Source organism: Tistrella mobilis KA081020-065, assembly GCF_000264455.2.
GTDB classification, from domain to species: domain Bacteria; phylum Pseudomonadota; class Alphaproteobacteria; order Tistrellales; family Tistrellaceae; genus Tistrella; species Tistrella mobilis.
The window spans coordinates 783,491-805,535 of record NC_017956.1 but is presented as its reverse complement, the minus strand read 5'-3'; the positions used below and the strand labels follow the sequence as shown (position 1 = coordinate 805,535).

The window sequence follows — 22,045 nt, the reverse complement described above, 5'->3', positions numbered from 1 at the left end:
CATTGCCTGTCAGGCGAGGCGCCAGAGGCTGGCTGCCTCTGCCAGCCTCTTGATCTGCCAGTCAGGTGCTCGCAAGGCAGCCACACCTCCCGGGCACATCGCCCTGCAGGCAGGCAGTGGATCTCATCTCTCACGAGATCTCAGTCCTTATGAGCCCAAGGCGCTTTGCCCTGCTCCCACATTGCCGTCAGATGCTCCCGATCACGCTGCGTGTCCATGCACTGCCAGAAGCCACCATGCTTGTAGACATGCAACTCTCCATCCGCAGCGAGGCGCGACAAAGGAGTTTGCTCCAGCACCAACGACGCGTCAGTCGAGAGATACTCGCGGAAACCCCGATTAAAGAAGAAGAAACCGCCGTTGATCCACGCATGGATGATCTCGGGCTTCTCGGCGAATGCCTGCAGCTGATTACCATCCATCTGGAATTCGCCGAAACGTGACGGGGGATTAACGCCCAGCACGGTTCCGACCTTGCCATGTGCCTGGTGAAAAGCCAGCTCGGCAGCGAGATCTGCATCAGTGACGCCATCGCCATAGGTCACGGCGAAGGTCGGCGCATCCCCGATGTATCGATCAAACGCCATCGCGATCCGGGCGCCGGTCATGGTCTTCTCGCCTGTATAGGCAAGCGTCACTTCCCAGTCGCAATCATGGTTGATCTGGTGATAGGTGACACTGTTGTCGACGAGGTTAACCGTGGCGTCGCTGTTCATCGAGTAAAAATTCAGGAAGTAATTGCGAATTACCTCCGATTTATACCCCATGCAGAGGACGAATTTTCTGAAGCCAAAATGCGAATAGATTCGCATGATGTGCCAGATAATCGGTTTATCCCCCACCGGAACCATCGGCTTTGGCCGGAATTCAGTCTCTTCCTTGATGCGCGTGCCGAGCCCGCCGCAAAGGATAAAAACGGGGATGGAAGAAGGATGAGGAGGAGTCATGATAGCGGTCTTATCGCCTCTTGAAGCCGCGACTGTCGGACCCGACCACCAAGCGCCGGGAGCATTCGCGGTTGTTCGCTCCGATCGTGCCCGTTCCATATACCATGTTGGTGGCGACGCCACAAGCCACACGCACACCACCGCACCTGCGGGATCCTTTTGATATTACGAGATGTTTACGCCCTCGGAACAGTCGTCACCCCCCCTTTTGCCCCGAATGGGAAGCGATAAAGGAGGCTGATATGGTTAATGCGGAGCGATGCCGCCGGCCGCTGGCGTCAGTCCATCAAATCCGGCCAATACCTCGCGGCATGCTCGACGTCGTATCCGGCGACACGGCCGATCAAAGCGCTGGAGCGGTTGAGCTGGGCGCCACCGTCGCGTGTGACGGGCCTATAAGTTATGCCGAAGCGTGTTTTGGTGGGACGCGTCGCATAAATATCCAATGGGATGCTCAGGAAAAAGCCCTTGTCAAAGCTACCCTCGCCGAAATCCGCGGCGGAAACATCTGTGAGTGTGGCGAAGACACCCGCCCGAATTCCGCTGTCGAACTCGCGAGACAGTTCAAACGTCGCCCCCCAGTCTTTTGCAAGATAGCGGCCCGCGCGGATTGAGCTATTCAGATTCCAGAACGGCAAATCATAATACACGCCGACATGCCCGGTAACGGTGCTGTAGTCACGGAAGCCAAACATCCCATCATAATCGCGCTGCTTCACCCAATTCACATCAACTCCGTATGCCCAGGGCGATCCGATCGACTTGTAGAGAACCTCACCGCCGACACCGCCGAACATCTCTTCGAGAAGCCCCGCATACGCCGTGGCATAGAGACCAGGTGCAAGTGACGTATAATAGGCACCCTGCAAGCGACCGATCCAGGTTTCCCCTTCTTTGAGATAGTTCTTGATATCACTGCGAACCCGCGGCAATCGGCTATCCGATTCGAGGGTAAGATCGTCATAGTTGTTGGTTATGTTCATACCCACATAACCATCGATCTCCGTTCCCGGTGTGGGGCGGATCGATGCCTGAGCCCGCATATACAACTGATAGATCAGGAAGGCGTCCGGCCCTCCGATCTGCTGCCGGGTGCGGGGCGCTATCGACCAATCGAACGCGGGAAACTGACTCGTGTTCAGTACAGCATCATCTGAAGGTGGAGCTGCCTGCGCAATGAGGCTTTTGTGCCAAATTTCCTCAGGCGTCGCCTCGTCTTTCCCAAGGCGCTCGATGTGGCTTCTCAAAATCGTCAACTCAAGCACCGGCAGCCCGTCATCACCAAGCACGATAGCCAGCCGCTCGATTTCAGCCGGCATAGCCTGTGTTGCGACCCGAGCCACGCGACCTGCCGATGTCACAAAGTTCCGGAACGGCATGTTGCCGACAAAAATCCGCGCCGTATCTCCGTTCAGTTCCAGCCGATCGATGACGACGTCATTCTCCTCCGCCACAGCGAACAGGCGTTCAGCAATCTTGCCGGAATCCGCAGGCTGCCGCACCAGGGTCGGAGCGCCGCCGCCGGTATCAGCGGAAGCGGATCCGATGGACGATGCCGCCTCCCCCTTCAGCAGGTCGCTCTTTGCCGCGGTCCAGGTTACCAACGGCGCTTTGTTCGACGCCATAAGGCGAATGTGTATCGTCTCCACCTCTGACGGCACGGCCTTCGCTGCAGCAACTGCCATATCAAAGGCGTCCCCCAGATCCCGCCCCGGAATCCCCCCCGCAAGATCCAGCAAAGCCTTGTCGTCGTGTATCTCGAAGCGGAGAACGGTCATCTGGTAGCCGGCCGCCGCAGCCCTTACGCTCGCTTCCGCAAGCTCGGGAAGCCAAGCCGCCGCCGTCGGCGCCGGATCGATTGCCCTCTCCGGCGACACACCTTGCGGGCCCTCCCGGCCGCGCATGCTGATCTCCGGCGGGACGCCTTTATCCATGAGCGGGTTAAAGCCATTGTGGAAGTCAGCAAACAAGGAGACCCGTGCCATCGCAGTATCACCCCGCTCAAAGCCGGCTGCCACCTGTATCCAGCTCGCCGGCTGCCAGGTAACGCCGAAATTCAAGGGCGACTTTGGTGTCAGATCCGAGAAGGCAGGATCATCTTTGTAATTATTCGGGTCATATTCTACTGTAAAGCGGAGATCATCCTCCAGTAGAGGAACATCTTTCCATAGGTAGCTTATGCTGCCAAAGAGTGCGATAGGCCCGGTAAAGAACGCGGTACCAACTCCGCCTGGAGAATCCGCCCCTCCGACGCGGTTGTCAAAGCGGTCAAAAAAGATGCCCAGCGGATTGTCCAAATGCGCCCGGGTTCCCATCGCGCCAAAACCCAGGCCGCCGGCCACATCAAATTCGCCGAACTTTTTTGACGCAACCACGTATTCGCTACCGAAGAGTCCGGTACCCCCCAGGTCGCGAAAGCCCACAGCGATTTCCGGCCAATCTTTACTCTCCTGAGAAAGACGAACCTTAATGTCGACACTCCGGTCCTTATAATCCTGCCCGTCCGCAAACCCGTCCAGAGAACTGTAAGGTCGATCAGTAATCCGTGTATAACGGAAGGTTCCTTCCAACCATGGCAACGCCTGCAGATTAATGAAGTAACGATGATAGGGCGATACAAGGGAGATACCGACCAGAAACTGTCCGTCCTGTCCGAAGCGCGCGGTGGGTGTCTGAAGGGCTCCAATACCCCCATAGTCGGAAACATTAGGGAGAAGTGGCTTCTCCCAAATGTTCCCGGCTTCCCGCACCTGCTGTGCAGCCGCCGTTGTTGCGTTTCCTGCCGCAAAGGTGGTGGCCAACAGAACGTTGACCACCACCAGATACGCGCCCTTCACCTTCACTGTCTTATGGCCTCAGTTTTGAACTGCATTAAGTGCCGCGGCAGTGAGGGCCAGGCTGCTGACGATACGCGTCACATCTGAGGTTACAGCAAGGAAGTCAAAGGGAGCCAGGTCACGCGGGATCACGAGCATCGAGCCCGGAGGAACATTCGCATCCTGCGTCGCCCAAGAACCAAGGTTCGTCGGCTGAGCTGCACCGTTTGGCAGAACAACGAACGCACGCCCCTCGTCCGAATCCATGGTGTATCCCCCGGCCAGCTTCACATAGTCAGCTGCGCTCAGCCCGCTACGGAACTGCTGTGCACCGGGATTGAGAACCTCTCCGACGATCAGGACATAGTTCGGACGCTTGGGAATGACGACTTCGTCCCCCCCTTCGAGGACCGTGTCGAGCTCCGGGCGTGCCGTCAGCACTGCGGGATCAGCCTCAACCACGACCCGACCATAGGGCTCAACCGCCGTCAGATCACTCACCAGCTCACGCACGACCCGCATTGCATCTGCAATGCCGCTGCCGCCAGAGGAACGCTGTGCCTGCCGTGCCAGCAAAGACACGATGCCCTTCTGCAACTCGTCCGCAGTCCGGCGATTTGCCTGCCGTTCCAGGTTTCGAACACGATCCCGCGTAAAAATCGCGCCGAATGGATAGGCTTCCGAGGTCAGGCCGCCAGCGCGCGTCAGAAGATCGGACAGACGCTCACCACGAGTGATGTCGTAGGCGCCTGGCCGCAGGACCTCGCCACGCACCGTGACCAGCCCCTGTTCGCGAGTCGTGATCCTAGTCGAGACGCGCACGGTATCGCCTGGCCGGATCATTACCGCGTCCAGGCTTACTTGCGTCAGATCAAGTACTTCGCGTCGAACAGTGGTGGTCTGCGCTCCCACCGCCGCATCGTAGCGGGTGACCTCTACCCGAGAAATGTCTGCCGAACGCCCGAGGCCCCCCGCCGCATTGAGCATAAGGCGCAGCGGAACCGGCTGAACGATGGGATAGAGACCCGGCCGCCTGACATCACCGGTCACGGCAGTGATGTTTTCAAGCAGCAGCGGGAGAAGATTGGGATACTGATCATAAATTGCCGGACAGTTCACGTTCTGCGGAGGCCGGGTGGACGTTCCTCCCTGTACCAGGAACTGGCGTGCGCTGATGAAGCTGTCGGCTCGCGTCCTGGACGTGAGGCTGGCAAGTGACGCGAGCGCCGGACAGGCGCCTCCGGTATTTGACAGCGCGCCAGCCACCCCCGGACTGGAGAGGAACGAAATATCCTGTGCACCAAGAACGATGAAGCGGTCCCCCGACGAGAGCGTGACGTCTTGATTACCGCTAAGCACGTTCACAAGATCGACCGGAATGAAAAGCGGCAGCAACGTACTCGGGTCGCGGCTACGGATCACTGCAAAGGGCAGGTAAGGAGAACCGCTCAGCAAATCGAGATTTTCGAGCAGAACCTTCAGGCTTCCGCGACTGTCGATGGCACGCGGTCCCGGCGTGGAAACGCTGCCTTCAACCGTGATCGTGCCACCGACGACATTGCGATCGATGAACACCTGCAAGATTTCGCTTCGATTGAGCGTCCCCGAGCGAGCGTCAGTCGACGCCACGGACTGAACGCCCTCCTTGTCGAAAGAAATGCGCATGAAACGGTTGCCCGCCGGCCGCAAAGGCCCCCCGGCAAGTTTCATAGCCTCCGTTACAGCCATGCTCGAACGACCAGGCGCCGTCTCAAAAATACCCGGCCGTGCAACATCGCCATCCACGGCAACCGTCGGTCCCAGCAGCGGCACCACGATACGATCACCATCCTGCAGCGGCTCGGTCGCAGCACCGCCAGCGCCGCTGAGGTAGTCATACAGGTCAACGGAAATCCGTTCGCCGCTTGCGCGAACCAGCTCGATCCGGCGCAACGAGCCGGATCGAATCACGCCACCAGCCGCGCTGATGGCATCAACCACCGTCGCAAAGCTGTTCACAGGCCTGGCCCCCGGCCGCACGACCTCGCCGAGGACAGACACGCTGATCAACCGCACGCTACCGACCGTCGCGAACACGCGACTTCCCACCATAATCTCGCTGGTGATCTGCTGAAGGCGCTCCCGGAGATCCGCAAGAGTAGAGCCGACCGCTTTCAGCGGCGGCGTTTCCGGAAGCACAATATCGCCGTCGCGGTTAACCTGAACACTGACCGTGCGCGAGGTCTGGCCACGGTAGGTGACGATCAACTCGTCCCCGATGCCCAGCACATAGTCGGGACTGATTTCACCTGACGTGATCGGCGCGCGCGCAGCCTGACGGAAAACACGGTACCCGTACTGGCTGATCGCGCGACCGGTCCTCAGCGCATAATCGCGTTCGATTGAAGAGGGATCACCAAACTGTCCCAGACGGGGCTCATCCGCCTCGTCCGCAGCAGAGCGGCGCTTGTTGGCATCGTCGTCTTCTTCATCGGCCCCTTCCGAACGATCCGTCGCATTAGGATCGAGAGAGGTATCGGCCGTCCCGTCACGGTTATCCGTCAGACCACCGCCACTCTGAAGCGCCTGTGTCGCGGATTCAATCTGACTTTGGAGATCAAAAAGCGTTTGCGCTCGTGAATTTCCGGGAGCGGCGAGCACCAGTGCACCAACGGCCACCGCCATCATCATAATTGCGAAGTGCCGAACGGCGGCACCAGGTCTCCCACGAAGAATTTCGCGGAGCGAAGCGGAGTCGAGGGTCATGCTGCGTCCCGTGGCAGGTTCGATGCTGTATGTTCTGGATCTCGTCGCCCCAGCCGCCGGTCGCATCCTTTAGACCGCCTGAGCCTCGTCATCGGACGCCATTCCTCGCCAGCCTTGGATGGGCAGTTACACCCTAGCACATGCTGACAGAACGGCAATGCGGTAAAAAAAACTGTTACTACACCGACGATATGAACTGTGAGATCCGCGGCTGACGCCTTCACAACGTCCAATAGTTGACGGGTGAAGACCATCGGACGTTACGATAGAGTCCTTTAGGGTCGGCGATCATTCCTCCTGGCGAAACAAGAGCAAGAAGCGCCTCTGGCGAGCGCTCCAGAAAGGCTCGGTGCCCCACTGCAATTACCACCAGGTCAAACGCTTTACCGGGCCAGGCTGTGGCTGTCAGGTCCTGTGCCCGGGCCAGGTCCTTGGGATCGAACCAGGGATCATGCACTTCCACCTGAAATCCATGCCGACACAAACGCCGCACCAGCTGAGGGGTCCGGGAATTCCGCAGATCGGGAACATCTTCTTTAAATGCTGCCCCCAGTACCAGGGCAGAAGGCCGACGGACAGGCTGCGAAACTTCCCGAAACCGAAAGGCAATTCTGTCAGCCACCTCATCGGCCATGTGGTCGTTGAGGCGTCGGCCGGCCAGAATTACATCAGGCTCGTGCCCGATGGACTGCGACAAATAGCTAAGATAGTAGGGATCCACCCCAATACAGTGCCCACCCACGAGCCCGGGCTTGAAATCGAGAAAATTCCACTTCGTCCGAGCCGCATCAAGCACATCATGCACAGATAAACCGATCCGCTCACAAATAAGTGCAACTTCGTTAACGAAGGCAATATTGATATCGCGTTGCGCATTTTCTATAGCTTTAGCCGCTTCTGCGACTTGAATCGAAGGCGCATAATGAATCTGGTCGCCATTAAGCTCACCGTAGAGCTGTCCGAGCGCTCTGGTGACGGCCTCCCCCTGTCCGGCGACGACCTTCACCATTGTCTCAACCCGATGAGCTTTATCTCCGGGATTAACTCGCTCGGGCGAGTAGCCGAGCAATATGTCCTGCCCCACCACCAGGCCTGATGCCTCGGCAAGGGCAGGCCCACACACATCCTCGGTAACCCCCGGATAGACCGTGCTTTCGAAAATCACCACCTTTCCGCGCGCAAGTCGCGGCCCCAGAATCGCGCAGGCGGCAAGCAACGGACCAAGATCCGGCCGCCTGTCCCGAGTGATCGGGGTCGGCACGCAGACCATGATGATCCGCGCCTCAGCCAGCTTGTCGGGATCGGCCGTCGGCACGAGGCCACAGTCAAGGGCGCGCTGCAGGTCAACACGTGCCACTTCACCGGTCTCATCAATGCCAGCCCGGATCCGGGCGACTCGTTCTGCGTTCAGATCGTAGCCAATGACACGCCGGCCACGCAACGCGAAGGCTGCGGCCAGAGGCAAGCCGACATAACCCAAGCCGATGACCCCGAGGACGGCTCGACTGGGATCTGCTTCATCGAAGATCGGAGACAGAAACGGGTCGGACATGTCCTGCACGCGGCTGTTCATCTCGGGTCAGACTCCGTGATACGCCCGGAACCAGTCGACAAAGTGGCGAACGCCATCGCCAATCGACGTCAGAGGCTCAAACCCCAGGAGATCGCGCGCCGATTCGATATCCGCGTATGTGGCCGGCACATCGCCCGGCTGCATCGGCTCTAGAACCTTCACGGCTTCACGCCCCGTGGCTGTCTCAATGGCCCGGATGAAGTCATTGAGCGCAACCGGCGCATTATTGCCCAGATTGAAGATGCGATGCGGGACCGCGTCGGCCCCCGCCCCTCGTACCGGCGGCGTGTCGAGTGCGGAGATCACGCCGCTGACGATGTCGTCGATATACGTGAAGTCGCGCCGCATCCGCCCCTCATTGAAGACCCGGATAGGACGACCACTCAGTATCGCGTCGGTGAACAACCACGCTGACATGTCGGGTCGCCCCCATGGGCCATAAACCGTGAAGAAGCGAAGGCCCGTCAGGGGCAGTTTGTAGAGATGAGCATAGGTATATGCCATCAACTCGCCAGCCCGCTTGGTCGCTGCATAAAGCGAAAGCGGGGTGTCAACGCGATCCGCCTCGGAGAAGGGCAGCTGCGCGTTTCCCCCATAGACCGAGGAGGAGGACGCATAGACCATATGCCTCAATTCGGGTAGGTGCCGGGCAAGCTCAAGAAGGCAAAGATGCCCTTCGACGTTCGCTCGGGTATAGCTGTGCGGTGCCTCAATGGAGTATCGCACCCCCGCCTGTGCCGCCAGATGGACGATGCGGTCAATTTGTGGCGCATGTTCCGTCAAACTCCGGATCGCCTCCCGCTCGGCAACATCCATCTTCCGGAAGATGAAGCTTCGGCGTCCGAGCAGCCTGTCGAGTCGCGCCTGTTTGAGCGATGGGGCATAATAGTCATTCAAGTCATCGATGCCGAGAACCTCCTCCCCCCGATCAAGGAGTACAGATGCCACATGCGAGCCGATGAAACCAGCTACGCCGGTGATGAGGACAGTCATATCATACGGCCCCGTCTGTGGAGATCATCGGCAGGAAGGTAGCGAGGACGTCCGCGGATGTGAAGCGCCTCAAGACGTCGAAAAGGCCTGCCCCGACCCTTCGAAGCAGGCCCTCACAAACTTGTCACGGATTGTCGTGAAGTCAAAGCCGTGGATAGATCAATAAGCACCGCTGTTGGGGGAGAACACGACCCGCACAGTCTGAAATAGCAACTTGAAGTCGAGAAGCGGCGTCCAGCTCTCAAGGTAAGTGCGATTGAAGGCAATGCGCGAACCGTACTCGCTGTCGGTCCGGCCATTGATCTGCCAGAGACCGGTAATGCCCGGACGCAGCGAGGTGTACTCAATCAGGCTCGCCCCCCATCGGGAGGTTTCGTGCAGCGCCATCGGGCGCGGACCGACCAGACTCATATCACCACAGAGCACATTCCACAGCTGCGGGAGTTCATCCAGGCTGGTCTTGCGCAGGATGCGACCGATGCCAGTGATGCGCGGATCCTTACGCAGCTTTTCGAACTGCTCCCACTCGGCACGCGCCTCGGCGTCGCGGGCGAGCAGATCCTTGAGCAGCTTGTCAGCATTCGGGACCATCGAGCGGAATTTGTAGCACTTGAAGCGGTTACCGCGATAACCGAGCCGCTCGTGGCCGTAGAAGATCGGCCCCTTCGTGGTCGCGACGCACAGCCCGAGGATCAGGAAGATGGGCGACAGCAGCAGCAGCAGCGTCGCGGCGCCGACGATATCGAATGCGCGCTTGAAGATACGAGCCCCGGTCGTGGTCGCCGGAACCACGCCGCGATCAAGGCTCGCCTCGAACACGTGGCTGGTGTTGACATCCGTCATGATGCTTGCCCGCTTGACGTTATTATGCCCACCCGACCGCCGAACCGTACAACGCCTTCATCGACGTCGCCCTTGAAGCGAAGACGGTCCATCATCCTGGTCGGGGCGGTCACTTCCGGAGGCATCATCCATCGTCGGATGCACCGCCCGGCCCGCACTGCATTGATTGTTTAACTTATACCGCGCATGTCCCTCACAGCCAACCCGGTTTCCGCAGCGCACAAATCCCCTGAACGGGGGATTAACGGAGTCCCGATTGACAGCTCAGGCCATCACGTCGGCGACGGTAGCAGATTGTTAACCATACGCCTAGACGACCTCGGCGCGAGGATCACGCAAAAAACCACCGGTTAACGACATAGCAGCCATGCATTCCGCCACCCACCCTGCGGATTTCCCGTTGGAGACGGCCGCCCCGGGTGTTAATCATGGAGCCGGTCCGTCGACCTGCATTTTCAGAGGCTGGAGCAACGATTTCGCATGCGCATTCTCGTCTTCGGCGGCGGAAGTCTGCTCGCCAGTGCCTTCACCGGGACAGCCATATCCGGCGGATCATTCCGGATCGCGCGGCATAGCGACATCGACGCACCCGACCTGATGGACGGGATCGACGTCGTGGTGAATTTCGCCCGCCACCCCGACGACATGCGACTGCCACACGACCCGGAACGGGACGTAGATCTTCGCCTGGCCCGGCGCATGGCCGGAACGCAGGCGCGCTATGTGATGCTGAGTTCCCGGAAGGTCTACTCCGCCGACGCACAGCAGGACGCGGCCGAAGACGCTCCGCTGTCCGGCCTCGACGTCTATGGTTGCAACAAGGTTGCAGCAGAAGCGGCACTGCGCGACCTGCTGCCCGCGGATCGGCTCACGGTGTTGCGCATCGGCAACGTCATCGGTCCGGAGCGCATCCCCGGACGCCGCAGCTTCATGGGGTTCATGCTGAACACGCTTGCCGACACGGGTGAAATCGTGTTCGACATGAGCCCGTTCGTCTCGCGCGACTTCGTGACGGTGGAGCATTTCGCGGCCCAGCTCGGCAGAATCGTCGAACTGGGCCTGACCGGCACGTACAATCTGTCCTCGGGAACCGGCATCATGTGTGGCGAGCTTGCCCTTGCCGTGATCCGCGGACATGGCAGGGGGCAGCTGCGGATCATCGATCCGCGCCATGCCGACGCCTTCCGCCTGGACGTCTCGCGCCTCGTTCGTGAAACCGGCCTCAGACAGACGGCCGACGAAATCATCAGCTACTGCTACAATCTGGGAAGGGCTCTTGGATAATGCCGAAGATCGTCATCACCGGCGGCGCAGGCTTCATCGGGTCGCATATCACCGACCACATCTGCGAGCAGTTCCCAGATCATGACGTGGTCGTCTTCGACAAGATGACCTATGCGGCAGATTTCCGGAACATCCAGGAGCTGGCGACCAGCGAGCGCATAGAGCTTGTGGTCGGCGACATCTGCGATTTCGATCTGGCCTGCCGGGTGGTCGACGGTGCGGATTACGTGATCCATGCCGCCGCCGAAAGCCACGTCGACAATTCCTTCGGCAACTCGCTGCTCTTCACCATGACCAATGTCTATGGCACCCATGCGATGATGGAAGCCTGCCGGCGGATGGGCGTGAAGCGCATCGTTCACGTCTCCACCGACGAAGTCTATGGCGAGGTGCTGGACGGGGCCGCCGACGAAAGCACGGTGCTGAACCCGACCAATCCCTATTCGGCATCGAAGGCCGGCGCCGAGATGATCATCTCGGGCTATCTGCATTCGTACAAAATGCCGATCGTCACCGTGCGCGGGAACAACATCTATGGCATCCGTCAGTACCCCGAGAAGATCATCCCGCGCTTCTCGCTGCTGCTGGAATGCGGCAAGAAGCTGACGATCCACGGCACGGGCAACAACCGCCGCCACTTCCTGGCCGCGCAGGATTTCGCCGCCGCCATCGCCCTGCTGATGCGCAAGGGCGAGATCGGCGAGATCTACAATATCGGCTCGGAAGACGAGTTCGAGAACATCGTCGTCGCGCGCATGATTGCCGAGACCTTCGGCTACAAGCTGGACGACGTGGTCGATTTCGTGCCGGACCGGCCATTCAACGACCGGCGCTACGCGATCAACAGCACCAAGATCCGCGAACTCGGCTGGGGGCCCAGGCGTAACCTGCTGGATGATCTGCCCATGATCGTGCGCTGGTATCGCGACAACGCCCCCCGCTTCCGCCGGCTGATGACCACCTTCGAAAGCCATAGCGCCGATATCGACATCGATCTGCGCGCCATCACCCACGGCGCCTGATCCGGCATCAGCCAGCGGCCTCCGATGCCCGCCGGTCTCCGGCGGGTATTGTTCTGCTCATAAATAACATATTATTTTTGTTAAAATTTAATTTTCATATAGTCTATATGAAAAATAGACTTGATTCCCTTTTGGCGCTGCGGCCTCATGGACATCGCAAGGCAGGCATCCGCACCGCGGTCGGATCCGGCCATCGCCCTCGCCCCCGATCAAGTCCGGGATACCTGTCCCGCCTCTACCGGAGCCCCGATCGATGACCCGGAACCATGACATCCGTCCCACACGAGGTTTGCGATACATCGCAAGGGCGGCCCTGATTGCCGCGACCATCGCTACATCGTCAGCAATCGTCCCGGCAGACGCCGCCGATATCGAGCTGCTCAACGTCTCCTACGATCCCACCCGGGAGCTGTACAAAGAGGTCAACCGGGCCTTTGCCGCAAAATGGCAGGCGGAGACCGGCGATACCCTCACCATCCGCCAGAGCCATGGCGGATCGGGCAAACAGGCGCGCAGCGTGATCGACGGGCTGGAGGCGGATGTCGTGACCCTGGCGCTGGCCTATGACATCGATGCCATCGCCGATAATGGCGGCGCCCTCCGCCAGGACTGGCAGACGGCCTTGCCCGACAATTCATCCCCCTACACCTCGACCATCGTGCTCCTGGTCCGCAAGGGCAATCCCAAGGGGATCAAGGACTGGGACGATCTGGTGAAGCCGGGGATCCAGGTCATCACCCCCAACCCCAAGACATCGGGCGGGGCGCGCTGGAACTATCTCGCGGCCTGGGGCTATGCGCTCGATCAGGGCCGGGACGCGACCGGCGCCCACGACTTCGTGAAGGCACTGTTCGCCAATGTGCCGGTGCTGGACAGCGGTGCCCGCGGGGCCACCACCACCTTCGTCCAGCGCGGCATCGGCGACGTTCTGCTGGCCTGGGAGAACGAGGCCCTGCTGGCGGTGAACGAGCTGGGCCCCGATGCCTTCGACATCGTCGTGCCCTCGCTCTCGATCCTGGCGGAGCCGCCGGTGGCGGTGGTCGACCGCGTCGTCGACGCCCATGGCACCCGCAAGGTCGCCGAGGCCTATCTCAACTTCCTCTATACGCCCGAGGGACAGGAGCTGGCGGCACGGCACTTCTACCGTCCGCGCAACGCCGAGGTCGCGGCCCGCCATGCCGCCACTTTCCCCGAGGTGAGGCTGTTCACCATCGACGAGGTCTTCGGCGGCTGGCGCAAGGCCCAGGCCGAACATTTCGCCGATGGCGGCATCTTCGACCAGATCGTGGCGAAGAACTAGGCGTCATGCGTGCCGTTGCTGGCCGCAGCGTCCGCGCCGGTGCCGGGCCCCTGCCGGGGTTCGGGCCGGCGCTCGGCCTGACGCTGACCTGGTTGTCGCTGATCGTGCTGATCCCGCTTGTTGCCGTGTTCGTCCGCGCCTCGGGTCTGGGGGCGGAGGAGATCCTGGCCAAGGCCTTCTCTGACCGCGCCCTTGCCGCCTATCGGCTGAGCTTCGGCGGCGCGCTGATCGCGGCCGCGCTCTCCAGCGTCGCCGGACTGCTGATCGCCTGGGTGCTGGTGCGCTACAGTTTTCCCGGGCGACGGCTGGCCGATGCGATGGTCGACCTGCCCTTCGCCCTACCGACGGCGGTCGCCGGCATCGCGCTGACCGCGCTGACGGCGCCCAACGGGCTGATCGGCGCACCGCTCGCGACCATCGGGATCCGGATCGCCTTCACGCCGGCCGGCGTGATCCTGGCCATGGTATTCATCGGCCTGCCCTTCGTGGTCCGCACCGTACAGCCGGTGCTGGAGGATCTGGATCGAGAGGTCGAAGAGGCCGCCGCCTCGCTCGGCGCCGGCCGCGGGCAGATCCTGTGGCGGGTGATCCTGCCCGCCCTGGCACCGGGCCTCTCCGCCGGTTTTGCCCTCGCCTTCGCGCGGGCGGTGGGGGAATACGGTTCGGTCATCTTCATCGCCGGCAACATGCCCGGGGTCAGCGAAATCGCGCCGCTGCTGATCGTGACCAGCCTGGAGCAGTACGATTATGCCGGTGCCTCGGCAATCGCAGCCGTGATGCTGATCGCCTCGTTCATCCTGCTGCTGATCGTCAACGGCCTGGATGCCCGCCGCCGCCGGGCCATGGAGGGGTGAACCGATGACCGACATCCCCAATACCCCCACGCCCTCGGTGCCGCTGACCGAAAGCCGACCGGTTCGCGTCCTGGCGGTGGTGGCCGCCCTCGGCATCCTGGCGGCCTTCCTGGTGCTGCCGCTGGGCAGCGTCTTTGCACAGGCCCTCGCGAAAGGCACCGGCGCCTTCCTGGAGGCGATCCGGGAACCCGATGCCCTGGCGGCGATCCGGCTGACCCTGCTGGTCGCGGCGATCGCCGTGCCCGCCAATCTGATCTTCGGCATCGCCGCGGCCTGGGCGATCACCCGCTTCGACTTCCGCGGCCGCAACCTGCTGATCTCGCTGATCGACCTGCCGTTTTCGGTCTCACCGGTGATTTCGGGCCTGGTCTGGGTTCTGCTGTTCGGCGCCCATGGCTGGTTCGGGCCCTGGCTTGCGGCGCACGGGCTCAAGATCGTGTTCGCGGTGCCGGGGCTGGTGCTGGCGACGATCTTCGTCACCTTCCCCTTCGTCGCCCGCGAGCTGATCCCGCTGATGCTGGCCCAGGGGCGCGACGAGGAAGAGGCGGCGCTGACCCTGGGGGCCGGCTGGTTCACCATCATGCGCCGGGTGACCCTGCCCAATGTCCGCAACGGCCTGCTGGCCGGCATCCTGCTGTGCAATGCCCGGGCGATGGGTGAATTCGGCGCGGTCTCGGTGGTCTCGGGCCATATCCGCGGCCTGACCAACACCATGCCCCTGCATATCGAGATCCTCTACAACGAGTACGACTATGTGGGCGCCTTCGCCGTGGCGTCGCTGCTGGCCCTGCTGGCGCTGGTCACGCTGGTGGTGAAGGCCCTGCTGGAACGCGGCCATCGCCGGACCGGCGCCCACTGACCATAGGGTCCTTCCCAACCCGATATTCCATGCCCCCGCCGGCCCGTCCGGCGGGGGTTTTTCATGCTCGCCCGGATCGTCGTTCCCTGGCGTATTCGCGACAATTTATGTTGCTAGATGATAATTAGCTTAATATCTTTTTCTGATCCGACGCGCGGATAACCATCTGACGCGACGGCTTAAAAAAATGAGGGAGGAAACAGATGAAACGTCTTGCCGGGCCGTTTCTGGCAGCAGCCTGCACCCTTGCGGCAGCCCTGCCCGCCGCAGCCGAGACCCGTCTGATCCATGCCGAACCCGGGCCGAACCGCGGCGTGCGTGCCGAGGCCACCGAATGGTGGATCGGCGAGGCCGCGCGCCGCAGCGGCGGCGAGCTGGCCTTCGACATCCATTGGGGCGGGGCGCTGTTCGGCGCCAATGCCGCGCTGACCTCTATCTCAAACGGCGTGGCGGATAGCGGGCTGATCGTCGGGTCCTATCTCGAATCCGAATTCCCCGAGCTGTATATGGGCGACCTGCCGCTGTCGGAGCGCGATCCCTGGGTCACCATGCATGCGATGAACGAGATCCTGTCGTCCTATCCCGCCGTTCAGACGGCGCTGGCGGACAAGAACCTGGCCTATCTCGGCATCTATGCGACCTCGCCGCTGCAGATCGGCTGCCGCAACGACGCGCTGACCACGGTCGATGACGTCAAGGGCATGAAGATGCGCTATGGCGGCGTCTACGGGCCGGTCTTCTCGGCGCTGGGCGGCAACATGGTCGAGATGTCGATCTACGACACCTTCCAGGGCATGGAGACCGGGCTGATCGACTGTACCCCCACCTATGCCTATTTCGCGGTCGCGACCAAGCTGGACGAAATGCTCGACAGCCTGACCCCGATCAAGCTCAGCCCGGCGAGCAGTGTCGCCACCTTCATGAACCGCGATGTGTTCGAGGATCTGTCGCCCGAGCATCGCAAGGTGCTGGAGGGGCTGCGTGCCGAGGTGATCGACCACTTCGCAGAACGGCTGAGCAAGGCCGATGCCGATGCGATCAAAAAGATGACCACCCGCGAAAAGCCAGTGGTCATCTACGATCTCAGCGCCGAAGACGATGCCCGGATCCTGGAGGCCGCCCAGCCGGTGATCACGCAGTGGAAGGCCTCCGCCACCGCCAAAGGCTTCGATGCCGAGGCGCTGCTTGCCGAGTACAAGCGACTGCTCGACAAATGGGCAAAGATCCGCGACACGCAGGGCTATCCCTGGGAGCGCGGCTGAGACCGGCGCCCGCTGCCGGAAGCGTGTCACGCTTCCCCGGCGGCGGGCAGCCGGCCGGCCCGGAGGCCCCGCGGATGATGACCCGCATCGAAACCCTGATGAACACGATCGCCACGCTTTCGGTCGTGGCGCTCTGTCTGCTGATCACCGCCAATGTCGCCGGCCGCATCTTCTTCGGCGCCGGCGTGCCCGACGCCATGGTGCTGGTGCGCGAGCTGATGGTGCCGGCAATCCTTTTCCCCCTCGCCTCGGCCACCGCCGCGCGCGCCCATGTCGCGATCGAGGTGGTGGCCCAGTTCTTCCCCCCGGCGCTGGCGCGCTGGATGGCGGTGCTGGCAGCACTCATCGGGCTGGTGATCGTGCTGCCGCTGCTCTGGGCGGGCTGGCGCGAATTCACCGATGCCTTCGGCAGCGGCGCGCTGTTCACCGGCGATCTGGGCCTGCCAAAATGGCCGGGACGGGCGCTGTTCGTGATCGCGCTCACCATGTTCGCGCTGCGCCTGATGCACGTGGCGGCGATCGATCTGGCCGCCGCCCTGCGCGGCCAGGACACGCCCCGCACCGATCCGCAGGGGAACTGACCAATGGAGCTTTGGATCTATGGCATCATCGCCTTCGGCGTGATGCTCTCTCTGCTTGCCCTGCGCGTGCCGATCTCGTTTGCGCTGGGCGGCGTCGCGGTGACCGCGATCTTCCTGCTGTTCGCCTGGCGGACCGGCAACTTCATGCCCGAACGCGCGATCCGCGCCACCCTGTCGCTGATTTTCGCCAGCACCTACGATCTGGTGCACAGCTACGACCTGTCGATGATCCCGCTGTTCATCGCGCTCGGTCACGTCGCCCATCGGGCCGGGATCACCACCGAAATCTACGAAACCGCCAGGGTCTGGCTGGTGCGCCTGCCGGGCGGTGTCGCCATCGCCTCGGTCGCCGGCTGCGGCGGGTTCTCGGCCATCTCGGGCTCGTCGATCGCCTGCGCCTCGACCATGGGGCGGATCTGCACGCCCGAAATGCTGCGCCTGAACTATGATCCGCGGCTCGCCACCGCCAGCGTGGCGGCGGGCGGCACGCTGGGCTCGCTGATCCCGCCCTCGGTGCTGTTCATCATCTACGGCATCTTCACCGAAACCTCGATCAATCAGCTGTTCCTGGCGGGCATCCTGCCCGGGCTGCTGTCGATGGCGGGCTATGCGGCCGCGATCATGATCTGGGTGCGGCGGGATCCGTCGATCGCGCCGGTGCCGGCCGAGACCATCCCGCTTCGCGAGAAGCTGGTTGCCGCCGCCCGGTCCTGGCCGGCGGTGGTGATGTTCGCGATCGTGGTCGGCGGCATCTATGGCGGCATCTTCACGGCCACCGAGGCCGCTGCCCTCACCCTGCTCTTCGCTACCCTGGTCGGGCTGGGGCGCGGCCGGATGCGGCTGGCCGACATCGTGCCCACCATGCGCGAGACCGCGAAGACCACGGCCGCGATCTTCTTCATCGCCGCCTGCGCCAAGACCTTCGTCGCCTTCATCTCGCTGACCGGCCTGTCCAACCAGATGGTCACCGCGGTGGGCGCCGCCGAATTCGGCCCCTGGGCCTTTCTGGCGGCAGTGGTGGTGATCTATCTGGTGCTCGGCATGTTTCTCGACCCCGTGGGCATCATGGTGCTGACCCTGCCGCTGATGATCCCGATGGTCGAAAGCTACGGCATGGATCTGATCTGGTTCGGCGTGGTGATCGTGAAGCTGCTGGAAATCGGCCTGATCACGCCGCCGGTCGGCCTCAACGTCTTCGTGCTCGCGGCCGTGATCGAGGACAAGGTGCAGATCGGGCGGATCTTCGCCGGCATCACCCGCTTCCTGGCCATGGATCTGGTGGTTCTGGCCCTGCTGATCGCCATCCCGTCGATCTCGCTGATCGTGCCGCTGACCATGCGCTGACGGCACACACAAGAACAAGGGCCGCTCCCCGGCGACAGGGAGCGGCCCTTTTTTGTCAGGCAGACGATCGTTTCTCAGATGCCCGGAAACAGCGGCGGCAGCTTGCGGGTGAAGCGCTCCAGCGCCTCCAGATGATAGGCGCTGGTCAGGCAGTCGGCCTGGGCCTCGGCCTCGGCCGCAAGCAGGGCCTCGCCGTCCAGATCGAAGGCCCGGCCCGTCACCTGCTTGGTCCAGCGCACCGCAAGCGGCGAGGCGAGCGCCAGGGCCTCGGCCATGGCGATCGCCCGCTCTTCCAGGGCGTCCGGTGCCGTCACCTCCATGACGATGCCCCAGGCTTCGGCCTCGCGCGCGTCGATCTCACGACCGGTCAGGAACATCATCCGGGCACGCTGCACCCCCGCCATCCGCGGCAGGGTGCAGAACAGGTTGAAATCGGGCACGGCACCCAGCTTGCAGAACGAGGCACAGAACCGCGCCTCTTCCGAGGCGAGCACGATGTCGGCGGTCAGCGCCAGGCCGAACCCCGCCCCATAGGCGACGCCGTTCACCGCCGAGATCACCGGCACCGGCAGATCCCTCAACCGGCGCAGCCAGCCATGCAGCACCTCGAACCGCCCGGCGATGCTCTCGGGGCTCTCGCCCGCACCACCGGCCGCCCGATGGCGGGCGAGCATGCCTTTCAGGTCACCGCCGGAGCTGAACGCGGCCCCCGTGCCGGTCAGCACCACCGCCCTCAATTCCGGATCGGCCTCCAGCCCGGCCACCGCATCGGCAAGGGCGGTCTTCATGGCATCGGTCAGGGCGTTGCGGGTGGCCTGATCCTGCATGCGCAGGATCGCGACCGCCCCCCTGCGCTCGATCGGGAGCGGTTCGGTCATGCCTCCTCCTTCGGCGCCAGCGCCCGGGCGCGCAACAGGGTCTTGTCGATCTTGTTGGTGGGCGACAGCGGCAGCGGCTCGCGGAAGATGTCAATGCTGCGCGGCGATTTGAAGTCGGCGATCTGGCTGCGGCACCAGGCGATCAGCTCGGCCGCATCGGCCTCGACGCCATCGTGCAGGGCCACAGCCGCATGCACCCGTTCGCCCCACAGCTCGTCCGGCAGGCCGAAGACGGCGCATTGGGCCACGGCCGGATGGCGCGACAGGCAGTTCTCGGTCTCGATCGGATAGACGTTCTCGCCGCCCGAGATGATCATCTCCTTGGTGCGGCCGGCAAGGAACAGATAGCCGTCTTCATCCAGATAGCCGGCATCGCCGGTGTGGTAGAAACCGTTCCGGATGGCGCGCGCGGTCTCGTCGGGGCGGTTCCAGTAGCCGGTCATGACCTGGGGGCCGCGGATGACGATCTCGCCCACCTCCCCCACCGGCAGCTGCCGGCCATCGGCATCGACGATGCGCAGATCGCCGTAATGGATCGGCCGGCCCACCGAGCCCAGCTTGTCGAAGAAGCGGCTGCCCGGCACATGATCCTTCCAGGTCAGCACCGACAGCACCGGCGAGGCCTCGGTCATGCCATAGCCCTGGCAGAAGGTGACACCCGGCACCTTCTCGATCGCGCGCTCCATCAGGCGCACCGGCATCGGCGCCGCGCCATAGGTGAAGCAGCGGATCGACGAGAAGTCGAACCGGTCGAACTCGGGATGGTCCAGGATCATCCGCAGCATGGTCGGCACCAGGGTGACGGTCGTGACCCGGCAGTCCTGGATCAGCTGCATGGTCTCTTCCACCCGGAAGCGCGGCTGGACGACCATGCCGGCGCCGAAGACCAGGGCGGTAAAGACCCGCGATCCGGTGCCCAGATGGAACAGCGGCCCCGAGAGCAGCAGCACGTCCTCCGCCGAGAACTCGTAGAGCGGCCCGGTGCCGGCGGCATTGGCGAAAAGGTTCAGATGCGACAGCATCACCCCCTTCGGCACGCCGGTGGTGCCCGAGGTGTAATAGAGGATCAGCGTGTCACCGTCGCAGGAGGCCAGATGGTCGAAGCGATCCTCGGCGACCGGCGGCCCGGCGGTGATCAGCGCGTCGTAAGAGAGCGTGCCGGGCGGCAGGGCCGGATGGCTGCCGTCCCAGTCGGCGAAGATCAGCCGGTCGAGCGCCGGACAGGCCGCCATCAGCCGGGCGCCGGTCTCGGCCATATGGCGGTCCACGATCAGGATCTTCGGCGTGCAGTCGGCGATCAGCCCCACCAGTTCGGGGAACCCCAGCCGGTGGTTCAGCGGCACCGGAATGGCGCCGATCACCGAGGGCGAGAGATAAGTCTCGACCAGCCAGTGGGAATTCCAGCCCAGAAAGGCGACCCGGTCGCCGGGGCCGACGCCGAAACCGTGCAGCACCGATGCCATGCGGTGCACACGATCATTCGTCTGGCTCCAGGTGAAATCGCGGCCTTCGAAATGCAGGGCGCGGCGATCGGGGGCTGCGGCCGCGTATTTGCGCAACAGGTCGGGGATGCGGATCATTCCGACCTCCCCACCAGGGCGCGGCCGATGATCTCGCGCATGATCTCACCCGTACCGCCGGCGATGCGGCCGACACGGGAATCGGCCCAGGCGCGGGCGATCGGATATTCCCACATATAGCCGTAGCCGCCATGCATCTGCATGCAGACATCGAGGCATTGGAACAGGGTTTCGGAGCTGACCATCTTGGCGAGCGCGGCATCGACCGCGTCCAGCTCACCCTTCAGATGCATCTCAAGGCAGCGGTCGACGAAGACCCGCATCACCACCGCCTGGGCTTTGACCTCGGCCAGCTTGAAGCGGGTGTTCTGGAACTGGGCGATCGGCCGACCGAAGGCCTTGCGGTCGGTGGTGTGGGCGACCGTCCAGTCGAGCGCCGCCTCCAGCGCCGCCGCGGCCCGGACCGCCTGAAGCAGGCGTTCCTGCGGCAGCTGCTCCATCAGCTGCACGAAGCCGCGGCCTTCGCGGCCCAGCAGATTGCCGGCCGGCACGCGCACATCCTCGAAGAACAGCTCGGCCGTGTCCTGGGCCTTCCAGCCGACCTTGTCGAGCAGCCGGCCCTTGGTGAAGCCCGGCCGGTCGGCCTCGACCAGGATCAGGCTCACCCCCTTTGCGCCCGCGGCGGGGTCGGTCTTGCAGGCCAGCACGATCAGGTCGCAATTGCCGCCATTGGTGATGAACACCTTCTGGCCGTTGATCACCCAGTCGTTGCCGTCGCGGACCGCCGTGGTGCGGATGCCCTGAAGGTCGGATCCGGCGGCAGGCTCGGTCATGCCCACGGCGCCGATCGCCTCGCCCCGTGCCATGCGCGGCAGCCAGTGCCGCTTCAGCTCTTCCGAGCCGTAATGAAGGATGTAGGGGGCGACGATGTCGGAATGCAGCGAGAAACCGGGCCCCATCGCCCCCGCCCGCGCCAGTTCCTCCATCACCACCATCGAAAACAGGAAGTCGGCACCGGCACCGCCATAGACCTCGGGCATGGCGGCACAGAGCAGCCCCGCCTCACCCGCCTTCCTCCAGGCGTCGCGGTCGACGGCACCGGCCTTCTCCCAGGCGGCGTGGTTGGGGGTGATCTCCCGCTCGACGAATCGGCGCACCTGTTCGCGGAAAAGCTCGTGCTCCTCCGTGAAAATCTGTCTGGTGAACATCCCAGACGTCCTCCCT

Annotated in this window: 17 protein-coding genes; 8 read left to right on the top strand and 9 right to left on the bottom strand. The window is 62.9% G+C overall.

Annotated elements, in window-relative coordinates; genetic code table 11:
* Positions 1-140: 140 nt before the first annotated feature.
* The 6 genes from rfbF to TMO_RS03590 form a co-directional block, all read right to left on the bottom strand.
* Positions 141-947, bottom strand: coding sequence for a glucose-1-phosphate cytidylyltransferase (rfbF, locus tag TMO_RS03610; RefSeq protein WP_014744232.1), 807 nt, complete (start codon positions 945-947; stop codon positions 141-143).
* A gap of 278 nt (positions 948-1,225) precedes the next feature.
* A complete protein-coding gene (locus tag TMO_RS29005; RefSeq protein WP_014744231.1) occupies positions 1,226-3,790 on the bottom strand; it encodes a YjbH domain-containing protein in 2,565 nt (854 codons plus the stop codon).
* 12 nt (positions 3,791-3,802) lie between these two features.
* A complete protein-coding gene (locus TMO_RS03600) occupies positions 3,803-6,508 on the bottom strand; it encodes an SLBB domain-containing protein (protein ID WP_187297807.1) in 2,706 nt (901 codons plus the stop codon).
* A 220-nt stretch (positions 6,509-6,728) separates the two neighbouring features.
* On the bottom strand, positions 6,729-8,081 hold the full coding sequence (locus tag TMO_RS30225) for a nucleotide sugar dehydrogenase (protein WP_014744229.1): 1,353 nt from the start codon (positions 8,079-8,081) through the stop codon (positions 6,729-6,731).
* A 6-nt stretch (positions 8,082-8,087) separates the two neighbouring features.
* Positions 8,088-9,074, bottom strand: coding sequence for an NAD-dependent epimerase/dehydratase family protein (locus TMO_RS03595; RefSeq protein WP_014744228.1), 987 nt, complete (start codon positions 9,072-9,074; stop codon positions 8,088-8,090).
* 159 nt (positions 9,075-9,233) lie between these two features.
* Complete coding sequence (locus TMO_RS03590; protein ID WP_014744227.1) at positions 9,234-9,917, bottom strand: sugar transferase; 684 nt, start codon at positions 9,915-9,917, stop codon at positions 9,234-9,236.
* Positions 9,918-10,397: 480 nt separating this feature from the next.
* Here TMO_RS03590 and TMO_RS03585 point away from each other — a divergent pair, with 480 nt between their 5' ends.
* The 8 genes from TMO_RS03585 (at position 10,398) to TMO_RS03550 (ending at position 18,423) form a co-directional block, all read left to right on the top strand.
* Positions 10,398-11,201, top strand: a complete 804-nt coding sequence (locus TMO_RS03585; RefSeq protein WP_014744226.1) for an NAD-dependent epimerase/dehydratase family protein — start codon at positions 10,398-10,400, stop codon at positions 11,199-11,201.
* On the top strand, positions 11,201-12,223 hold the full coding sequence (locus tag TMO_RS03580; RefSeq protein WP_014744225.1) for a dTDP-glucose 4,6-dehydratase: 1,023 nt from the start codon (positions 11,201-11,203) through the stop codon (positions 12,221-12,223). Before TMO_RS03585 ends, TMO_RS03580 begins: the two co-directional genes overlap by 1 nt.
* Positions 12,224-12,476: 253 nt before the next feature.
* The gene (locus TMO_RS03575; RefSeq protein ID WP_014744224.1) at positions 12,477-13,523 is read left to right on the top strand and encodes a sulfate ABC transporter substrate-binding protein; all 1,047 of its coding nucleotides are present in this window, start codon (positions 12,477-12,479) and stop codon (positions 13,521-13,523) included.
* Between the two features lie 5 nt (positions 13,524-13,528).
* Positions 13,529-14,377, top strand: a complete 849-nt coding sequence (cysT, locus tag TMO_RS03570) for a sulfate ABC transporter permease subunit CysT (protein ID WP_014744223.1) — start codon at positions 13,529-13,531, stop codon at positions 14,375-14,377.
* 4 nt (positions 14,378-14,381) lie between these two features.
* A complete protein-coding gene (cysW, locus tag TMO_RS03565) occupies positions 14,382-15,236 on the top strand; it encodes a sulfate ABC transporter permease subunit CysW (protein ID WP_014744222.1) in 855 nt (284 codons plus the stop codon).
* Positions 15,237-15,439: 203 nt separating this feature from the next.
* Positions 15,440-16,498: a C4-dicarboxylate TRAP transporter substrate-binding protein gene (locus TMO_RS03560; protein WP_014744221.1), complete on the top strand. Its 1,059-nt coding sequence runs from the start codon at positions 15,440-15,442 to the stop codon at positions 16,496-16,498.
* A gap of 74 nt (positions 16,499-16,572) precedes the next feature.
* Positions 16,573-17,079, top strand: coding sequence for a TRAP transporter small permease (locus tag TMO_RS03555; protein ID WP_014744220.1), 507 nt, complete (start codon positions 16,573-16,575; stop codon positions 17,077-17,079).
* A gap of 3 nt (positions 17,080-17,082) precedes the next feature.
* Complete coding sequence (locus tag TMO_RS03550) at positions 17,083-18,423, top strand: TRAP transporter large permease (protein WP_014744219.1); 1,341 nt, start codon at positions 17,083-17,085, stop codon at positions 18,421-18,423.
* A gap of 74 nt (positions 18,424-18,497) precedes the next feature.
* On the opposite strand, the gene TMO_RS03545 is transcribed toward TMO_RS03550, so the two are convergent.
* From TMO_RS03545 to TMO_RS03535, 3 genes are read right to left on the bottom strand one after another with little or no spacing between them, the layout of a single operon-like run.
* Positions 18,498-19,301, bottom strand: coding sequence for an enoyl-CoA hydratase/isomerase family protein (locus tag TMO_RS03545; protein WP_014744218.1), 804 nt, complete (start codon positions 19,299-19,301; stop codon positions 18,498-18,500).
* Positions 19,298-20,881 carry a class I adenylate-forming enzyme family protein gene (locus TMO_RS03540; RefSeq protein ID WP_014744217.1) on the bottom strand — a complete coding sequence of 528 codons (1,584 nt, stop codon included), beginning with the start codon at positions 20,879-20,881 and terminating at the stop codon, positions 19,298-19,300. The genes TMO_RS03545 and TMO_RS03540 overlap by 4 nt, the downstream gene beginning before the upstream one ends.
* Entirely contained in the window at positions 20,878-22,029 is a 1,152-nt protein-coding gene (locus tag TMO_RS03535) for an acyl-CoA dehydrogenase family protein (RefSeq protein ID WP_014744216.1), read from the bottom strand. The genes TMO_RS03540 and TMO_RS03535 overlap by 4 nt, the downstream gene beginning before the upstream one ends.
* Positions 22,030-22,045 lie beyond the last annotated feature (16 nt).

What these genes read in the sequence shown, in the direction of transcription:
- TMO_RS03575 (WP_014744224.1), top strand. Translation starts at nt 12,477, where the DNA reads ATGACCCGGAACCATGACATCCGTCCCACACGAGGTTTGCGATACATC.
- TMO_RS30225 (WP_014744229.1), bottom strand. Translation starts at nt 8,081, where the DNA reads ATGAACAGCCGCGTGCAGGACATGTCCGACCCGTTTCTGTCTCCGATC.
- TMO_RS03585 (WP_014744226.1), top strand. Translation starts at nt 10,398, where the DNA reads ATGCGCATTCTCGTCTTCGGCGGCGGAAGTCTGCTCGCCAGTGCCTTC.
- TMO_RS03590 (WP_014744227.1), bottom strand. Translation starts at nt 9,917, where the DNA reads ATGACGGATGTCAACACCAGCCACGTGTTCGAGGCGAGCCTTGATCGC.
- TMO_RS03535 (WP_014744216.1), bottom strand. Translation starts at nt 22,029, where the DNA reads ATGTTCACCAGACAGATTTTCACGGAGGAGCACGAGCTTTTCCGCGAA.
- TMO_RS03545 (WP_014744218.1), bottom strand. Translation starts at nt 19,301, where the DNA reads ATGACCGAACCGCTCCCGATCGAGCGCAGGGGGGCGGTCGCGATCCTG.
- TMO_RS03555 (WP_014744220.1), top strand. Translation starts at nt 16,573, where the DNA reads ATGATGACCCGCATCGAAACCCTGATGAACACGATCGCCACGCTTTCG.
- TMO_RS03550 (WP_014744219.1), top strand. Translation starts at nt 17,083, where the DNA reads ATGGAGCTTTGGATCTATGGCATCATCGCCTTCGGCGTGATGCTCTCT.
- rfbF (WP_014744232.1), bottom strand. Translation starts at nt 947, where the DNA reads ATGACTCCTCCTCATCCTTCTTCCATCCCCGTTTTTATCCTTTGCGGC.
- TMO_RS03560 (WP_014744221.1), top strand. Translation starts at nt 15,440, where the DNA reads ATGAAACGTCTTGCCGGGCCGTTTCTGGCAGCAGCCTGCACCCTTGCG.
- cysW (WP_014744222.1), top strand. Translation starts at nt 14,382, where the DNA reads ATGACCGACATCCCCAATACCCCCACGCCCTCGGTGCCGCTGACCGAA.
- TMO_RS03540 (WP_014744217.1), bottom strand. Translation starts at nt 20,881, where the DNA reads ATGATCCGCATCCCCGACCTGTTGCGCAAATACGCGGCCGCAGCCCCC.
- TMO_RS03580 (WP_014744225.1), top strand. Translation starts at nt 11,201, where the DNA reads ATGCCGAAGATCGTCATCACCGGCGGCGCAGGCTTCATCGGGTCGCAT.
- TMO_RS03595 (WP_014744228.1), bottom strand. Translation starts at nt 9,074, where the DNA reads ATGACTGTCCTCATCACCGGCGTAGCTGGTTTCATCGGCTCGCATGTG.
- cysT (WP_014744223.1), top strand. Translation starts at nt 13,529, where the DNA reads ATGCGTGCCGTTGCTGGCCGCAGCGTCCGCGCCGGTGCCGGGCCCCTG.
- TMO_RS03600 (WP_187297807.1), bottom strand. Translation starts at nt 6,508, where the DNA reads ATGACCCTCGACTCCGCTTCGCTCCGCGAAATTCTTCGTGGGAGACCT.